Consider the following 14,680-nt stretch of genomic DNA (forward strand, 5'->3'; position numbering starts at 1 on the left):
CCTGGCCGCGCGCCCGCCCGGCCACGCGCCCGCCCGCTTGCCCGCCTGCCTGCCCGCCCGCTCCGAGGAGAACCGATGTCGTCGCTCCCCACCGTCCCCGTCCACCTGAGCGCCGGGGGTGTGTCCCTCGTGCTCGACTGCTCGGACGGCCAGCTCCCCGCCGTCGTGCACTGGGGCGCCGCCCTCGGGGACCTGTCCGACGCCGAGCTGTCCGCGCTCGCGGCCGCGGACGTCCTCCCGCTGCAACCGAGCACACCCGACGTCCCCGTGCGCCTCAGCGTCCTGCCGGAAGCGCACACGGGGTGGACGGGGCGCCCGGGGCTCGTCGGGCACCGGGACGGCCGCGACTGGTCGCCGGCGTTCACGCTCACCGCCGTCGACGTCAGCGACCTGCCGACGGACGGCACCGCCGCGAGCGACCCCGGCCGGACCAGCGCCCCCGGCACCGACATCACCCCCGGCCGACGCCTCGTCGCCGACGCCGAGGACCGCGTCGCCGGCCTGTCCATCCGCATCGAGATCGAGCTCCTGTCCTCCGGCCTGGTCCGACTCCGCGCCGCGGTCACGAACACGGCCCCCGGTACGTACACCGTCGACGACGTCACCGTCGCGCTCCCGGTCCCGGGTCGTGCTCGCGAGGTCCTCGACTTCGCCGGACGCTGGGGCAAGGAGCGCACCCCGCAGCGGCACGAACTCGTCGTCGGCACGCACCAGCGCGAGGGCCGTCGTGGTCGGACGGGCCCCGACGCCGCCACGGTCCTGAGCGTCGGAACCCCCGGCTTCGGCTTCGCGAGCGGCGAGGTCTGGGGCGTGCACGTCGGTTGGAGCGGGAACCACCGGCACCACGCCGAGCGCGGCAACGACGGCCGACAGGTGGTCGGCGGTGGGGAGCTCCTGCTGCCCGGCGAGGTCCGGCTCGACCAGGGAGCGACCTACGCCGGCCCGTGGGTGTACGGCGCCTACGGGGACGGCCTCGACGACCAGGCCCACCGGTTCCACGACTGGCTCCGACGGCGCCCGCAGCACCCCACCCGGCCGCGGCCGACGACGATCAACGTCTGGGAGGCCGTCTACTTCGACCACGACCTCACCCGCCTGACGGACCTGGCGGACCGGGCCGCCCGGATCGGCGTCGAGCGGTTCGTCCTCGACGACGGGTGGTTCCGCGGCCGTCGCGACGACCGTGCCGGGCTGGGCGACTGGTACGTCGACGAGGACGTCTGGCCCGACGGGCTCGCCCCGCTGGTCGACCACGTCCGCGCCCTCGGCATGGAGTTCGGGCTGTGGTTCGAGCCGGAGATGGTGAACGAGGACAGCGACCTGGCCCGGGAGCACCCGGAGTGGATCATGCAGGCGGACGGCCGACTCCCGGTCCGCGCCCGGAACCAGCAGGTGCTCGACTTGGCGATCCCGGAGGCGTACGAGCACGTCCTCGGACGGCTGACCGCCGTGATCGGCGAGGTCGGTGTCGACTACGTCAAGTGGGACCACAACCGCGACCTGATCGAGGCAGGCACCCGGGGCGCCGGTGCTGCCGTGCACGAGCAGACCCTGGCCGCGTACCGCTTGATGGCGGCGCTCAAGGACCGGTTCCCGGGGCTCGAGATCGAGTCGTGCTCGTCGGGCGGTAGCCGGGTCGACCTCGGCGTCATCGAGCACACCGACCGCGTCTGGACCTCGGACTGCATCGACCCGCTCGAGCGGCAGCAGATGAACCGCTGGACCATGCAGCTCCTGCCGCCCGAGATGCTCGGGTCGCACATCGCGAGCGGCACGAACCACACGACCGGGCGCCGCCACACCCTGGCCTTCCGGGCCGGTACCGCGCTCTACGGGCACCTCGGCATCGAGTGGGACCTGGCGACCGCGACCGAGGCCGAGGAGCGCGAGCTCACCGAGTGGGTCGCGACCTACCGGCAGTGCCGGGAGCTCCTGCACCACGGGGACCTGGTGCGTGTCGACCAGGCCGACGAGACGCAGCTGGTCTACGGCGCGGTGGCTCCGGACCGGCGGGAGGCGCTGTTCTTCCTCGCCGTGGTCGGCCGCTCCGAGGTCAGCCCGCGCGGCCGGATCACGCTGCGCGGCCTCGACCCGGAGACCCGGTACCGCGTGGACCCGGTCGTCATCGGGGACGTGCCGGGCCTCGAGCCCGCGCCGTGGGAGTCCGGCGACCGGGTGTTCTCCGGCCGGGTGCTCGAGGTCGTCGGCGTCCAGGCGCCGATGACGTACCCGGAGACCGTCGTGCCCTACCGCGTCGCCGCGGTCTGACGTCGGAGCCCGGTCGGGAGGCCCGGATCACCGCCTCCGGACCGGTGCCGGAGCCGGGACGGCGGGACGGGCCTCCCGGCCAACCCACTGACGAGCGCGAAGAACCGTCGAACGAGCGCGTCGACGCGCGCGACGCACGCCGACGCGCGACCGCTACGCTTGCCGACATGCCACACAACGGTCTCGCCGCTCCGGCCTGGGCGCTCAAGCTGGCCGTGGTCACGGGGCTCGTCGGCGTCGCCGGCGGGGCCGCCGGGATCGCCGTGTGGCTCGCGCTCCAACTCATCCAGTTCGTCGCCTTCGGCTACGCCTTCGGCGGGCACCGTGAGGCGGCGGACGCACCGTCGGCGCTGAACCGGTTCCTCGCGGTCCTGGCCGCCGGCGTCCTGACGGCCGTCGCGTGGTGGGCGATCCGGCGGTGGGGGCGTCCGGTCGTCGGTGTCCAGGCCGCCGTCGCGGGCAGGCGGATGCCCTCCCTGGTGACCGTCGGCAACGCGGGCGTGCAGATCCTCGCGGTGGGTCTCGGCGCCTCGATCGGCAAGGAGGTCGCACCGCGCGAACTCGGTGCGTGGGCCGCGCAGCTGCTCACCGTCCGGGCCGGGTTGACGCCGCGCGAGACGAAGGTCCTGGTGGCCTGTGGTGCTGCCGCCGGGCTCGCAGCGGTCTACGACGTACCGCTCGGGGGTGCGCTGTTCGCGGTCGAGGTGCTGCTCGGCGAGCTCACCCTGGCGACGGCCCTGCCCGCGTTCGTCACGAGTGCCGTCGCCGCGTTCGTCGCCCGGCTCGTGATCCCGGACGAGGTGCTGTACCACGTGCCCGCGATGCACCTCTCGCCCTCGCTGCTCGTCTGGGCGGTCGTCGTCGGGCCGCTGCTCGGGCTCGCCGGGGTCGGGTTCGTGCGGGCCACCAACCGGCTGCAGGCGATCGCCCCGACCGGGTGGAAGCTGCTCGTCGTGCTGCCGGTCGTGTTCGCACTCGTCGGCCTCGTCGCGATCCCCTTCCCGGAGGTGATGGGGAACGGCCGGGCGCTCGGACTCGCCGCGATGAACGCCGACCTCGACGGGCCGACGCTGCTCGGCATGGCGCCCCTGCTCGCGCTCCTCGTCCTCGGACTGCTGAAGACCGTGACGACCGCGGCGACGATCGGTGCCGGCGCCGTGGGCGGCACGCTGACCCCCTCGATCGCGGTCGGGTCGGCGCTCGGCGGCTTCCTCGGGGCCGCCTGGATGCTGCTCTGGCCGACCGACGGCGGCAGCCTGGCGGCCTTCGCGTTCGTCGGCGCGGCCGCGTTCCTGGCCACGACCATGCGCGCGCCGTTCACGGCCCTCGTGCTCGTCGTCGAGTTCACGCAGGAGGGCACCGACATCCTCATCCCCTCGCTGCTGGCGGTGAGCGGAGCCGTCGCCGTCGGCTACGTCCTGGCCCGTCGGCGCAGTGCGCAGATGGCCTGAGCCGAGCCGAGCCGAGCCGAGCCGAGCCGCGCCGCGCCGCGCCGCGGCGAGCCGCGCCGAGCCGCGCCGAGCCGCGCCGCGCCGCGCCGCCCCGCGGCACCGTCGACCGGTCCGGTGCTGGGCATCCGGTGGACGGCCCGGACCAGGTGGCCGCACGCTGGTTAGCATCGGCGCCAGGACGCGGGGCACGAGGTTCCGCCCGATCGACGAGGAGCAGGTCATGGCAGGGTTCGACGACATCACGAAGAAGGCCCAGGCGCTGCTGCAGAACGGCAAGGTGCAGGACGCGCTGAAGAGCGAGAAGGCCGAGGGCGTCAGCGACAAGGTGTTCGAAGGGGTCGCCGACGCCGTGAAGAAGGCCACCGGCGGCAAGTACGACGACAAGATCGACGCCGCCCGCGAGCAGGCCGACAAGCGCGTCGGGAACGAGTAGCGCCCGCGCGGTGCCGGCCCGACTGGACGCTGCCGGGAAGAACGACCACCATTGACGGGTTGTCTCCCGGAGACGTACAGGAGGGCCAGCACCGTGACGATCGTTGCACCAACGCCGACGGACGACTTCGTCGCACCGCTCACCGAGGACGAGGTCCTCCGCATCCGGGCGGACTTCCCGATCCTCCAGCAGGAGGTGAACGGGCAGCCGCTGGCCTACCTCGACTCCGGCGCGACGGCCGAGCGGCCCGTGCAGGTCCTCGACGCCGAACGGTGCTTCCTCGAGCAGGACAACGCGGCCGTGCACCGCGGTGCCCACACCCTCGCCGCGCTGAGCACCGACGCCTACGAGGACGCCCGTGCGACCGTCGCGCGCTTCATCGGAGCCGCGAGCCCGTCCGAGGTCGTCTGGACGGCCAACGCCACCGACGCGCTCAACCTCGTCGCCTACGGCATCCGCAACGCCAGCGCCGGCCGCGGCGGTGCCGAGGCCGACCGCTTCCGCATCGGCCCCGGGGACGAGGTCCTGGTCACCGAGGCCGAGCACCACGCGAACCTCGTGCCCTGGCAGGAGCTCGCCGCCGCCACCGGTGCGACGCTGCGCTGGGTGCCGGTCGACGACACCGGGTGCTGGAGCGCCGAGGACGCCGTCGCGCTCGTCACCGAACACACCCGGGTCGTCGCGTTCGCCCACGTGTCGAACGTCACCGGGATGATCGCCCCCGTCGCCGAGCTCGTGGCGGCGGCCCACGCCGTCGGGGCGCTCGTCGTGCTCGACGCCTGCCAGTCCGCGCCGCACCGGCCGCTCGACGTCCGCGCCCTCGACATCGACTTCGCCGCGTTCTCCGGGCACAAGATGCTCGGCCCGAACGGGATCGGCGTGCTCTGGGGTCGGCAGGACCTGCTCAACGCACTGCCGCCGTTCCGCACCGGCGGCTCGATGATCACCACGGTGACGATGGAGCACACCGACTTCATGCCGGCCCCCGAGCGGTTCGAGGCCGGCACGCAGCCGGTCTCACAGGCCGTCGCGCTCGCCGAGGCCGTCCGCTACCTCGAGCGCATCGGGATGGACCGGGTGCAGGAGCACGAGGAGCACCTGGCGCAGCGGATGCTCACCGGCCTCGCCACCGTCCCCGGCGTCTCCGTCGTCGGACCCGCGGCCGGTGTCCCGCGCAGTGGACTCGCGTCCTTCGTCGTCGACGGCGTGCACGCGCACGACGTGTCCCAGTACCTCGACGCGCAGGGCATCGCGGTGCGCTCCGGCCACCACTGCGCGCAGCCGCTCCACCGTCGTCTGGGGCTCACGGCCACGAGCCGCGCGAGCACGTACGTGTACACGACCGAGGAGGACGTCGACCGCTTCGTGACCGCGGTCGGCGGGATCCGCGGCTACTTCGGTGCGGAGGAGCCCGCGTGACCGGCCTGGACGGGCTCTACCAGCAGGTGATCCTCGACCACGCGAGAGCCCGTCGGGGCGACGGTCCGATGCCGGATGCGGACGCCGAGCACTTCGAGCGGAACCCGACGTGCGGTGACGAGATCACCGTGCGGCTCCGACTCGAGCCCGGGACCGACCGGATCGCCGCCGTCGCCTGGCAGGGGGACGGCTGCTCGATCTCGATGGCGTCGGCCTCGGTCCTCACCGACATGGCCGTCGGCCGGACCGTCCCGGAACTCCTGACCCTGACCGAGGCGTTCCGCACGATGATGCGCTCCCGGGGCGTCGGCGAGCCGGACGAGGACGTGCTCGAGGACCTCGTCGCCTTCCAGGGTGTCTCGAAGTTCGTCATGCGGGTCAAGTGCGGCATGCTCGCGTGGGTCGCCGCCGAGGCGGCGGCGCAGCAGGCGGTCGCGGCGGGCTGACGACGGGCGCAGGGCGGGCGCGGCCCTCGGCGGCGGTCCACCGGACGGGAGGCGCGGTGCCAGCGGGTGCCGCGCCTCCCGTCCGGCGTCCTGCTTCCCGTAGCCTGCACCGCATGGTGGAAGAGGGGCACGAGCGGACCGCGCGCGAGCTCGTGTTCCTGCACGCGTCGAACCGGAGTCCGAGTCGGGCCTGGTCCTCGGTGGGGACACTGCCCGGCGCCCGCTTCGCGGCGATGCCGGGGTACGACGCCGGTCCACCGGTGCGGTTCGAGCAGGACCGGTGGGAGCGGCGGCTCCTCCGTGCGTGCGGCACCGGCAGTGCGGTCGTCGCCCACTCCTTCGGCGGACCGGTCGCCATGCGCGCCGCTGCGCGTCGTCCGGACCTCGTCACCGTGCTCGTGCTGTTCGAGCCTGCCGCCTACGCGCTGGCGCGGGGGCACGCATCGGTCGAGGAGCACGTCCGACGTGTGCAGCCGGTCCTCGACCAGGCGAGCCTGCTCCCGCCTGCGCAGTTCGCCGTCGCGTTCACCGCGGCACTCACCGGTCGGAGCCCCGCACCACCGAGGGACGCCGATGCACTCCTCGCGGCGGAGCGGCAACGTCGGCTGCCGGGACCGTGGACGCTGGACACCCCGGAGCGTCCCGGCGTGCCGACACTGGTCATCACAGGAGGATGGAACGACGAGTACGAGACGATCGCCTCCCGGATCGCCGACGCCCGTCACGTCACCCTCGTCGGACACGGCCACCGACCGCAGGACCATCCCGACGCCGCGCGGGTCGTTCGCGACTTCCTGTCGCATCACGGGTGACGTCGCGCCGGATTGCGCCGCGACGAGTCACGGTCAGCCAGCGCTGGCGCTGTCGGCCGCGTCGCTGCGCAGTGCGCGCACCATGCGCCGCAGCAGCGACCTCGCCGCGGCGCGGTCGTCCTCGTCGAGGTCGGCGAGCATCCGGTCCTCCACGGAGCGGACGGCGGCCGTCGCGGCGGCGAGGTCCCGGCGTCCGCGGTCGGTGAGCTGCGCCGGCATGACCCGACCCGAGCGGGCCCCGGGCGGGCGCTCGACGACGCCGTCGCGCTCGAGGGTCTGCAGCAGGACGTTCATCGACTGCCGGGTCACGAAGGTGCCGCGGGCGAGCTCGGAGTTCGACGACCCCGGACGCTGCGCCAGGAGTTCCAGGCAGGAGTAGTGCGTCACGGTCATGCCGAGCGGGCGGAGCACGGCCTCCATCGCGGTCCGGAGCGCCGTCGCGGTCTCCTTGAGCAGGTACCCGATCGAGGTCGGGAGGTCGACGCCGTCCTGTTGACTCATGTCAGAAGTCTGACATACGCTGCTTGGTGTCAGACAACTGACATGACCAGAAGGAGCACCCATGCCCGCCACCGGCCCCGACTTCCTCTCCCTGCAGGTCCGCGACCTCGATGCCTCGCAGGCGTTCTACGAGCGGTACCTCGGGCTCGAGCGTTCGCCCGCCGGGCCACCGCACGCCGTCGTGTTCACCACGACGCCGATCGCGTTCGCGCTGCGCGACGTCCTCCCCGGGACCGACCTCGCGTCGGTCGACCAGCCGGGACTCGGCGTCGCCCTCTGGTTGCACGCGACCGACGTCCAGGCGGTCCACGACGCCCTCGAGGCCGACGGGCACCGGATCGTCGCGGCACCGATCGACGGCCCGTTCGGCCGGAGGTTCACCTTCGCCGACCCCGACGGTTACCACGTCACCCTCCACGACCGCGCCTGAGCGTCGCGCGGACCGCCGGTCGTCCCCGACCGGTGGTCGTGACCACATCGTGTCCCCACCACCGCTCCTCAGGGCCGACGATGGGGGCGTGCGGGGGCGACGGGTGTGGGCAGCGACCGGGGCTGCGCTGTCGGTGCTGACGACAGCGGCGTGTGGCATCGTGCCCACGGCCTGTCCGGCGATCGGGTGGACGAACACCGTGGTGGTCACGGTCAGCGGACCGGTCGACGCGGTCCGTGACGTCGCCGTCTGCACCGGGACCGGATGCACGCCGCCCGCGCCGAGCGACCCGCCCGTCCTGCCTCTCGAGGTCGCGCCGGCCCCGTCGCCGACGTCGACCGCCGCCGGAGCCGTCTGGCGGCTCCCCGTGCTGATGGGCACGCCGGACCGGGCGGTCGTCGAGCTGCGGGACGCCGCCGACCGGCCGCTCCTGACGGAGACGGTTCGCACGCGGTGGATCCGGTACGGCGGCTCCGAGCAGTGCGGCGGCCCGTCGACGGCGGAGGTCACGGTCCGGGCGCCCCGCTGACCACCGGCACGTCCCGCACCCGGATGCCCGTGTCATGCGGCGTCATCCTCCGTGACGCGGCGGGGACGGCCGACGTACGGTCGCGTCGTGACCACGAACCGCGAGCCCCGGCAGATCCGCTTCAACGCGTTCGACATGAACTGCGTCGCGCACCAGTCCTCCGGGCTGTGGCGCCACCCGCGCGACCGATCCCGGCACTACAACGACCTGTCGTACTGGACGGACCTGGCGAAGATCCTCGAAGGCGGGGCGTTCGACGGCATCTTCATCGCCGACGTCCTCGGGACCTACGACGTCTACGGCGGGACGAACGAGGCCGCGCTCCGCACCGGGTCGCAGGTACCGGTGAACGACCCGATCCTCCTCGTGTCCGCGATGGCCGCCGTCACCGAGCACCTGGGCTTCGGCATCACCGCGGGCACCGCCTACGAGCACCCGTACCCGTTCGCCCGACGCATGTCCACGCTCGACCACCTGACGAAGGGCCGTGTCGGCTGGAACGTCGTCACCGGGTACCTGCCGAGCGCCGCCCGCAACATGGGCCAGACGGACCAGCTCAGCCACGACGACCGCTACGACGTCGCCGACGAGTACCTCGAGGTCCTCTACAAGCTGTGGGAGGGCTCGTGGGAGGACGACGCCGTGGTCGAGGACCGCGAGACCGGTGTCTTCACCGACCCCGCGAAGGTGCACCCGATCGAGCACCACGGTGCGCACTTCGACGTGCCGGGCATCCACCTGTCCGAACCGTCCGTGCAGCGCTCGCCCGTCATCTACCAGGCGGGCGCCTCGCCGCGCGGGATCCGCTTCGCCGCCGAGAACGCCGAGGCCGTGTTCGTCGGGGCGCCGACCCTGCCGCAGCTCGCCGCGACGGTGGGGAAGATCCGCGACGCCCTGGAGGCCGCTGGTCGCGACCGGTACGGCGCCAGGGTGTACACGCTGCTCACCGTCATCACGGACGAGACCGACGAGGCCGCGCAGGCGAAGTACCGCGACTACCTGTCGTACGCGTCCGAGGCGGGTGCGCTCGTGCTGAACTCCGGCTGGATGGGGGTGGACCTGTCGCAGTACGACCTGGACGAGCCGCTCGGCAACATCGAGTCGAACGCGATCCAGTCGGCCGCTGCGAACCTGTCCGCCGCGACCGGTGAGGACGGGACGACGTGGACGGTCCGGGACATCGCCCGGCAGACTGCGATCGGCGGACTCGGTCCGGTCGAGGTCGGCAGCGGGGCGACGATCGCGCAGCGCCTCATCGACATCCAGGAGCAGACCGACGTCGACGGCTTCAACCTGGCGTACGCGGTGACGCCGGGCACGTGGCAGGACGTCATCGAGTTCGTCGTCCCCGAACTCCGGGCGCGCAACGCCTACCCGGACGGGTACGAGGAGGGCTCCCTGCGGCACAAGCTGCTCGGACGGGGCGACCGGTTGCCGGACGAACACCGCGGAGCGTCGTTCCGGGTACGGGTGCCGGCGACCGCGTGACGGGTGGTCCTCGTGACGCCGTGCCCTGGCGTCCCGCGCACGCAGGAGCCCGGTCGTAGGGTGGTCCGGTGATCGAGTCCTCTGCAGCCGTGCGGGTCGCGACGGCGGAGGCCGGGACGGACACCGCGTGCATCGACCTGTGGGTCGCCGCCGTCGCCGCGCGCGACGATCGTCCCCGGGACCCGGCGGTCCGGGCGCGAGCGGCCGCGAAGTTCGCCGCCGAGCGCGTCGCCCTCGTGGTCGCGCCCGGGGACTCCGACGACGGCGTCCGCGGCTTCGCACTCGTCACCGCGCCGGGCACCGGAGGGGGAGTGGGACCCGCGGACGCCGCCTACCTCAGCCTGCTCGCGGTCGACCCGGCCGCGCAGGGGAGCGGGCTCGGTCGAGCGCTCCTCGTCGCGGCCGTCGACGCTGCCCGGGACGCCGGGTACGAGCACTGCATGCTGCACGCGCTCGAGGACAACGCGCCGGCCGTGCGCCTCTACCGCAGCGCCGGGTTCCGCCCGGTCGGCGAGTCGTTCCCGCACGCTCTCAGCGGCCGCCCGACCCGGACGTTCGTGGTCTGACCGCGGCTGCGGGGCCGCACCCCGCCCGGATCAGCGTCGTCGGCCGCTCGGCGGCACGGGGGTCCAGTCGCCATGGGACGCGACCCGCCCGTCACCGGAGGACCGGCCGGTCACGCGCCGCCGGACCCACGGCACGACGTGGTCCCGGTAGTACCGGAGTTCCTCGGTGACCGACGTGCGCGTCGCGTCCGGGACGACCGGCGCCGTCACGGTCGGTCCACCCGCGATCTCGTGGAGGGCCAGGTCGGCGACCCGCTGGTGTCCGAGCGGGTTCATGTGCAGCCGGTCCTCGGACCAGAACTCGGCGCGCCGCAGGTGTGGGTCGCGGGACACGTCGACGTAGGGCAGGCCCCGCTCCCGCGCGAAGCCGGTCAGGGCCTCCGCCCAGGCGTCCCCGCGGGCGTTGATGAGCTTGCCGAGCGGCAGTCGGGCGCTCGGGTCGGCCGGGCTGAGGAGTGCCAACCGGATCCCGCGGGCGGCGACCGCGTCCGCCGCGGTCGCGAGCCGGCCGAGCAGCACGTCCACGTCGTAGCCCGGACGGAGCATGTCGTTCCCGCCGCCGCAGAACGTGACGAGCGTCGGCGCCGGGTCGAGGGCGAGCGCGGCGTCGAGCTGCTCGTCCAGGACCCCGGCGAGCAGGCGACCGCGGATCGCGAGGTTCGCGTACGAGACCGGGCCCGACAGGTGGTCGGCGAGCCCGGAGGCCAGTCGTCCGGCCCACCCAGGGAAGGGGACGTCCCCGTCGTCGCCGACGCCCTCGGAGAAGCTGTCGCCGATGGCGACGTAGCGGACGGGGTCGGTGCGGGCGGGGACGGTGGACATGGTCCTCCTCTGAACAGCCGGTGGCGGCGGAGCGTGCGGTCGCGTCCATCGTGCTCCTCCCGCTGCGCGGCCGGTGCGGACCGGTCGTCCTCGGTGGGGAACGCCCCGGTCAGGGGAGCCTTCCCTTGCTGGTGCGATCCCCGCGCAGGTGCTTGGCTCTCCCCATGTCGACCGCAGCTGACCTCGCGCTCCCCGGCACCGAGCACGACGACGCCACGAGCGCCGCCCGCCTCAACTGGTTGCGCGCCGGTCTCCTCGGCGCGAACGACGGCATCGTGTCCGTCGCCGCCGTCCTGGTCGGGGTCGCCGGTGCCGGTGCCACGACCGGCCCCGTCCTCGCCGCGGGCACGGCAGCACTCGTCGGCGGCGCCGTGTCGATGGCGCTCGGCGAGTACGTGTCGGTGAGCGGAGCCCGCGACGCCCAGCGCACCGGCCAGGCCGCCCACCAGGCCCAGCTCGAGGCCGAGTCCGAGGACGCGGTCACCATCGCCGACCACTACCGCGCGCTCGGGGTCACGGACGACGTCGCGACCTCCGTCGCCGCCGAACTCGTCCGACCCGAGGTCCGGGACCGCCGCGCCGCCGCCGCACTCCGCGACGCCGAGGAGGAGGTCGTCAGCCCGTGGCGCGCGGCCTGGGTCTCGGCCGCGACCTTCACCGCGGGCGCGGCGCTGCCCTTCCTCGCGATGCTCCTCGCCCCGACGTCGATCCAGATCGCGGTCACGGTGGTCGCCGTGCTCGTCGCACTCGCCGTGACCGGGACGACCGGCGCCGCACTCGGTGGTGCTCGCCGCGGCCGCGCCACCGTCCGCGTGGTGTTCGGCGGGGCGCTCGCGCTCGCCGCGACCTACGCCGCCGGGACGCTCCTCGGAGCACATGCGTTCTGACGCGCCCGGGCCCCGTCCCCGCGGTTCCGCAATTCACGCATCTAGCGCCGCGAGATGCGTGAATTGCGGAACCGGGACGAGCCAACGGCGGCGTGTTGCGGAACCCCGAGCGCAAGCGAGCAAGCAGGACGCACGCACCGCACGGACGCACGGACGGGAGGCCCGGACCGCGTGACCGACGTCGGTCACGCGGTCCGGGCCTCCCGTCCGGCAAGCGGCGGCCGGTGGCTACGGCGTCGGCGCCTCGGCCGGCTCCAGCACCGCCTTCGGCACCCGGTGCAGCGTCACCGCACCGACCGCGTCGAACGGGTGCAGCCGGTCCGGCGCACCGGAGCCCGTCGGCCCACCGAGCTTCGAGTCGCCCACGGCGCTGAGCACCGCGTAGGCGTCGTCCCCGGACCAGCCGTGCTCGTCGACCAGGAACGCGTACGCGTCCTCGTACCCGCGGCGGATGCTCTCCTGCACGGGCTCACCGAGGCCGACGAACAGCCACTCGTCGGCGGTCTCGATGCGCGGGGCACGCAGTTCGGGTCCGCCCTTGACGAGGTCGACGGACACGACGGCGGTGCCCTGCGCCTCGATGGCGACGAAGGAGGACTCGCCCTCGGCCATGATCGCGTGGATGTCGCCGATCGACAGCAGGGCGCCGGGCACCCGGACCGGCAGGTACACCGTCGAGCCGGGGCGGGCCTCGGTGACGTCCATGTTCCCGCCCTCGGCGTACGCGGGCATGATCGTCGAGTTCTCGCCCGCGGCCGGGGCGGTGCCGATGCAGCCGATCATCGGGCGGACCGGGAACGCGTGCCGGTCGGTGACGTGCACGACCCCGTCCTCGATCGGGCAGCGTCGGGTGAAGACGCGGTCGCCCATGACGTGCTGCAGGGCGCCCGAGCCCGGCAGCGACACCGACCAGCCGTGGGTGGTGAGCTCGATGTCGTGGATCGTCACGGCGAGGGTGTCGCCCGGCTCCGCACCCTCGACGTACACCGGGCCGGTGACCGGGTTGATCGGGGCCTGCAGCTGCGCCATGTCGTGGTGGTCGTCGAGCTCAGCGTACACGGCGTCGGTCGTCTCGAACCCGATCGTCTCGCCGGTGCCGGGCGCGATGGTCAGCACGGGGTCGCGGTCGGCCGCGTAGCCGGGGCGGCCGAGCGTGTTCGGGAGGTGGTGGTCCGCGGTCATCGGTGGTCCTCGTCCTTCGTCAGGGTGGTGGCGGCGGTGCGGTCGCCCTCACCCAGCGTGCCCGGCTCCTCCGAACCGACCTCGGTGGAGCGCCCGGTCGCCCGGTAGTACAGGAACACGCCGGCGCCGACGACGAGCCAGATGACGCCGCCGACCTTCGCTTCGACGGCCGCGTTGAGCAGCACGTACCCGATGATGAGGAACCCGATGAGCGGCACGACGAGGTGCAGCAGCCAGTTGCGCGACTTCCCCTTCACGACGTGGTGCACGAACACCGACACGTGCAGGAGCATGAAGCCGAACAGCGCGCCGAAGTTCACCAGTGACGAGATCGTGTCGATCTGTCCGACGAAGAACAGCACGAGGATCGCGGAGAGCACCGAGACGACCAGGATCGCGTTCTGCGGGACCCGACGGCCGTTGAGCTTGTGCAGGAACGCGGGCAGCTGCCGGTCGCGGCTCATCGAGAAGAGCAGGCGGCTCGTCGCGGCCTGCGCGGCCATGGCGTTCGCGATGCCCACGGCCAGGACGTTGACGGCGAAGAAGGCCGTCGCCCACCCGCTCGACGAGGCCTGCTCGACGACGGTGAAGAACGCGTTCCCGGCCTCGCTGTCCGAGAACGAGTCCCGACCGGCGGCCAGGGCGCTCGCGAGCCAGGTCTGCACGACGAACAGGAACGCGACGATGACGAGCGCCAGGATCATCGCCAGCCCGGCACCACCACGGCGGCCGGTCGACTCCTCCGACAGGGTGGAGATGCCGTCGAAGCCGAGGAAGCTCAGGACCGCGATCGACAGTGCCGACGCGATCAGCGGTGCCGACACCTTCGCCGGGTCGAACACCTGGTCGGTGCTGAAGGACGCTCCCGGCACGGTGCCGCCGGTCAGGGCGACGATCGCGATCACGACGAAGACCACCACGAAGACGAGCTCGATGAGCAGGAAGATCCGGTTCGCCAGCTTGAGCGACGACACCCCGGCCAGGTTGATGACGGTGTTGATCGCCACGAAGACGAGCGCCCACAGCCACCGCGGGGTGCCGGGGAAGATGCCGACCATGCTCTCCGCGGCGAAGACGTAGAGCAGCGTCGGGACGAGCAGGTAGTCGAGCAGGATCGCCCAGCCGGCGAAGAAGCCGGCGGTGGGGTGGATGCCGCGGCCGACGTACGAGAACACGCTGCCGGCGAGGGGGATCGACTTCGCCATCTGCGCGTAGGCCAGGGCCGTGAAGATCATCGCGACGAGGCCGACGATGTAGACGAGCGGCACCATGCCGCTCGACGCGTTGTAGACGGTGCCGAAGATCGCCCACGGGGCGATCGGCACCATGAAGACGAGCCCGTACACGAGCAGGTCGGTGGTGGAGACGGAGCGGTCGAGCTCCTGCTTGTAGCCGTAGGCCTCGAGCTGTTGCTGTGCGGAGAGCTCGCTGTGCTGCTGCGACATG

The 14,680-nt window shown here is 73.2% G+C and carries 15 protein-coding genes; 11 read left to right on the forward strand and 4 right to left on the reverse strand.

Translation table 11 applies throughout. The features are described from left to right. The first annotated feature begins 75 nt into the window (after window positions 1-75). The 6 genes from DEJ16_RS10180 (at window position 76) to DEJ16_RS16055 (ending at window position 6,829) form a co-directional block, all read left to right on the forward strand. The gene (locus DEJ16_RS10180) at window positions 76-2,268 is read left to right on the forward strand and encodes an alpha-galactosidase (RefSeq protein WP_110824742.1); all 2,193 of its coding nucleotides are present in this window, start codon (window positions 76-78) and stop codon (window positions 2,266-2,268) included. Window positions 2,269-2,435: 167 nt separating this feature from the next. Continuing rightward, on the forward strand, window positions 2,436-3,719 hold the full coding sequence (locus DEJ16_RS10185; RefSeq protein WP_110824741.1) for a chloride channel protein: 1,284 nt from the start codon (window positions 2,436-2,438) through the stop codon (window positions 3,717-3,719). 220 nt (window positions 3,720-3,939) lie between these two features. After that, window positions 3,940-4,152 (forward strand): antitoxin, encoded by a 213-nt coding sequence (locus DEJ16_RS10190; protein ID WP_110824740.1) that lies wholly within the window; start codon window positions 3,940-3,942, stop codon window positions 4,150-4,152. Between the two features lie 93 nt (window positions 4,153-4,245). Next, window positions 4,246-5,571: an aminotransferase class V-fold PLP-dependent enzyme gene (locus DEJ16_RS10195; protein ID WP_110824739.1), complete on the forward strand. Its 1,326-nt coding sequence runs from the start codon at window positions 4,246-4,248 to the stop codon at window positions 5,569-5,571. Continuing rightward, entirely contained in the window at window positions 5,568-6,017 is a 450-nt protein-coding gene (gene sufU, locus DEJ16_RS10200) for a Fe-S cluster assembly sulfur transfer protein SufU (protein ID WP_110824738.1), read from the forward strand. Before DEJ16_RS10195 ends, sufU begins: the two co-directional genes overlap by 4 nt. Before the next feature lie 113 nt (window positions 6,018-6,130). Next, entirely contained in the window at window positions 6,131-6,829 is a 699-nt protein-coding gene (locus tag DEJ16_RS16055) for an alpha/beta fold hydrolase (RefSeq protein ID WP_110824737.1), read from the forward strand. A 33-nt stretch (window positions 6,830-6,862) separates the two neighbouring features. Here the strand turns inward: DEJ16_RS16055 and DEJ16_RS10210 are convergent, their stop codons facing one another. Next, window positions 6,863-7,330 carry a MarR family winged helix-turn-helix transcriptional regulator gene (locus DEJ16_RS10210; RefSeq protein WP_110824736.1) on the reverse strand — a complete coding sequence of 156 codons (468 nt, stop codon included), beginning with the start codon at window positions 7,328-7,330 and terminating at the stop codon, window positions 6,863-6,865. A gap of 61 nt (window positions 7,331-7,391) precedes the next feature. Here DEJ16_RS10210 and DEJ16_RS10215 point away from each other — a divergent pair, with 61 nt between their 5' ends. The 4 genes from DEJ16_RS10215 to DEJ16_RS10230 all read left to right on the forward strand — a co-directional run bounded on the left by DEJ16_RS10215 (window position 7,392) and on the right by DEJ16_RS10230 (window position 10,343). After that, window positions 7,392-7,760, forward strand: coding sequence for a VOC family protein (locus DEJ16_RS10215; RefSeq protein ID WP_110824735.1), 369 nt, complete (start codon window positions 7,392-7,394; stop codon window positions 7,758-7,760). Between the two features lie 88 nt (window positions 7,761-7,848). Further along, the gene (locus DEJ16_RS10220) at window positions 7,849-8,289 is read left to right on the forward strand and encodes a hypothetical protein (RefSeq protein WP_146232862.1); all 441 of its coding nucleotides are present in this window, start codon (window positions 7,849-7,851) and stop codon (window positions 8,287-8,289) included. Between the two features lie 87 nt (window positions 8,290-8,376). After that, window positions 8,377-9,777 (forward strand): LLM class flavin-dependent oxidoreductase, encoded by a 1,401-nt coding sequence (locus tag DEJ16_RS10225; RefSeq protein ID WP_258365919.1) that lies wholly within the window; start codon window positions 8,377-8,379, stop codon window positions 9,775-9,777. A gap of 68 nt (window positions 9,778-9,845) precedes the next feature. Continuing rightward, the gene (locus DEJ16_RS10230; RefSeq protein WP_110824733.1) at window positions 9,846-10,343 is read left to right on the forward strand and encodes an N-acetyltransferase; all 498 of its coding nucleotides are present in this window, start codon (window positions 9,846-9,848) and stop codon (window positions 10,341-10,343) included. A 30-nt stretch (window positions 10,344-10,373) separates the two neighbouring features. Here the strand turns inward: DEJ16_RS10230 and DEJ16_RS10235 are convergent, their stop codons facing one another. Next, window positions 10,374-11,165, reverse strand: coding sequence for an SGNH/GDSL hydrolase family protein (locus DEJ16_RS10235; RefSeq protein ID WP_110824732.1), 792 nt, complete (start codon window positions 11,163-11,165; stop codon window positions 10,374-10,376). A gap of 164 nt (window positions 11,166-11,329) precedes the next feature. On the opposite strand from DEJ16_RS10235, the gene DEJ16_RS10240 reads away from it, so the two are divergent. Continuing rightward, window positions 11,330-12,052 carry a VIT1/CCC1 transporter family protein gene (locus DEJ16_RS10240; RefSeq protein ID WP_110824731.1) on the forward strand — a complete coding sequence of 241 codons (723 nt, stop codon included), beginning with the start codon at window positions 11,330-11,332 and terminating at the stop codon, window positions 12,050-12,052. A 228-nt stretch (window positions 12,053-12,280) separates the two neighbouring features. On the opposite strand, the gene DEJ16_RS10245 is transcribed toward DEJ16_RS10240, so the two are convergent. Together DEJ16_RS10245 and DEJ16_RS10250 are read right to left on the reverse strand one after the other, a co-directional pair. Further along, complete coding sequence (locus DEJ16_RS10245) at window positions 12,281-13,234, reverse strand: acetamidase/formamidase family protein (protein WP_110824730.1); 954 nt, start codon at window positions 13,232-13,234, stop codon at window positions 12,281-12,283. Continuing rightward, a complete protein-coding gene (locus DEJ16_RS10250) occupies window positions 13,231-14,679 on the reverse strand; it encodes an APC family permease (protein WP_258365920.1) in 1,449 nt (482 codons plus the stop codon). Before DEJ16_RS10250 ends, DEJ16_RS10245 begins: the two co-directional genes overlap by 4 nt. Between the last annotated feature and the right edge of the window lies 1 nt (window position 14,680).

The organism is Curtobacterium sp. MCJR17_055, from assembly GCF_003224335.1.
GTDB lineage: Bacteria > Actinomycetota > Actinomycetes > Actinomycetales > Microbacteriaceae > Curtobacterium.

What these genes read in the sequence shown, in the direction of transcription:
- DEJ16_RS10180 (WP_110824742.1), top strand. Translation starts at nt 76, where the DNA reads ATGTCGTCGCTCCCCACCGTCCCCGTCCACCTGAGCGCCGGGGGTGTG.
- DEJ16_RS10185 (WP_110824741.1), top strand. Translation starts at nt 2,436, where the DNA reads ATGCCACACAACGGTCTCGCCGCTCCGGCCTGGGCGCTCAAGCTGGCC.
- DEJ16_RS10190 (WP_110824740.1), top strand. Translation starts at nt 3,940, where the DNA reads ATGGCAGGGTTCGACGACATCACGAAGAAGGCCCAGGCGCTGCTGCAG.
- DEJ16_RS16055 (WP_110824737.1), top strand. Translation starts at nt 6,131, where the DNA reads ATGGTGGAAGAGGGGCACGAGCGGACCGCGCGCGAGCTCGTGTTCCTG.
- DEJ16_RS10210 (WP_110824736.1), bottom strand. Translation starts at nt 7,330, where the DNA reads ATGAGTCAACAGGACGGCGTCGACCTCCCGACCTCGATCGGGTACCTG.
- DEJ16_RS10215 (WP_110824735.1), top strand. Translation starts at nt 7,392, where the DNA reads ATGCCCGCCACCGGCCCCGACTTCCTCTCCCTGCAGGTCCGCGACCTC.
- DEJ16_RS10235 (WP_110824732.1), bottom strand. Translation starts at nt 11,165, where the DNA reads ATGTCCACCGTCCCCGCCCGCACCGACCCCGTCCGCTACGTCGCCATC.
- DEJ16_RS10240 (WP_110824731.1), top strand. Translation starts at nt 11,330, where the DNA reads ATGTCGACCGCAGCTGACCTCGCGCTCCCCGGCACCGAGCACGACGAC.
- DEJ16_RS10245 (WP_110824730.1), bottom strand. Translation starts at nt 13,234, where the DNA reads ATGACCGCGGACCACCACCTCCCGAACACGCTCGGCCGCCCCGGCTAC.
- DEJ16_RS10250 (WP_258365920.1), bottom strand. Translation starts at nt 14,679, where the DNA reads ATGTCGCAGCAGCACAGCGAGCTCTCCGCACAGCAACAGCTCGAGGCC.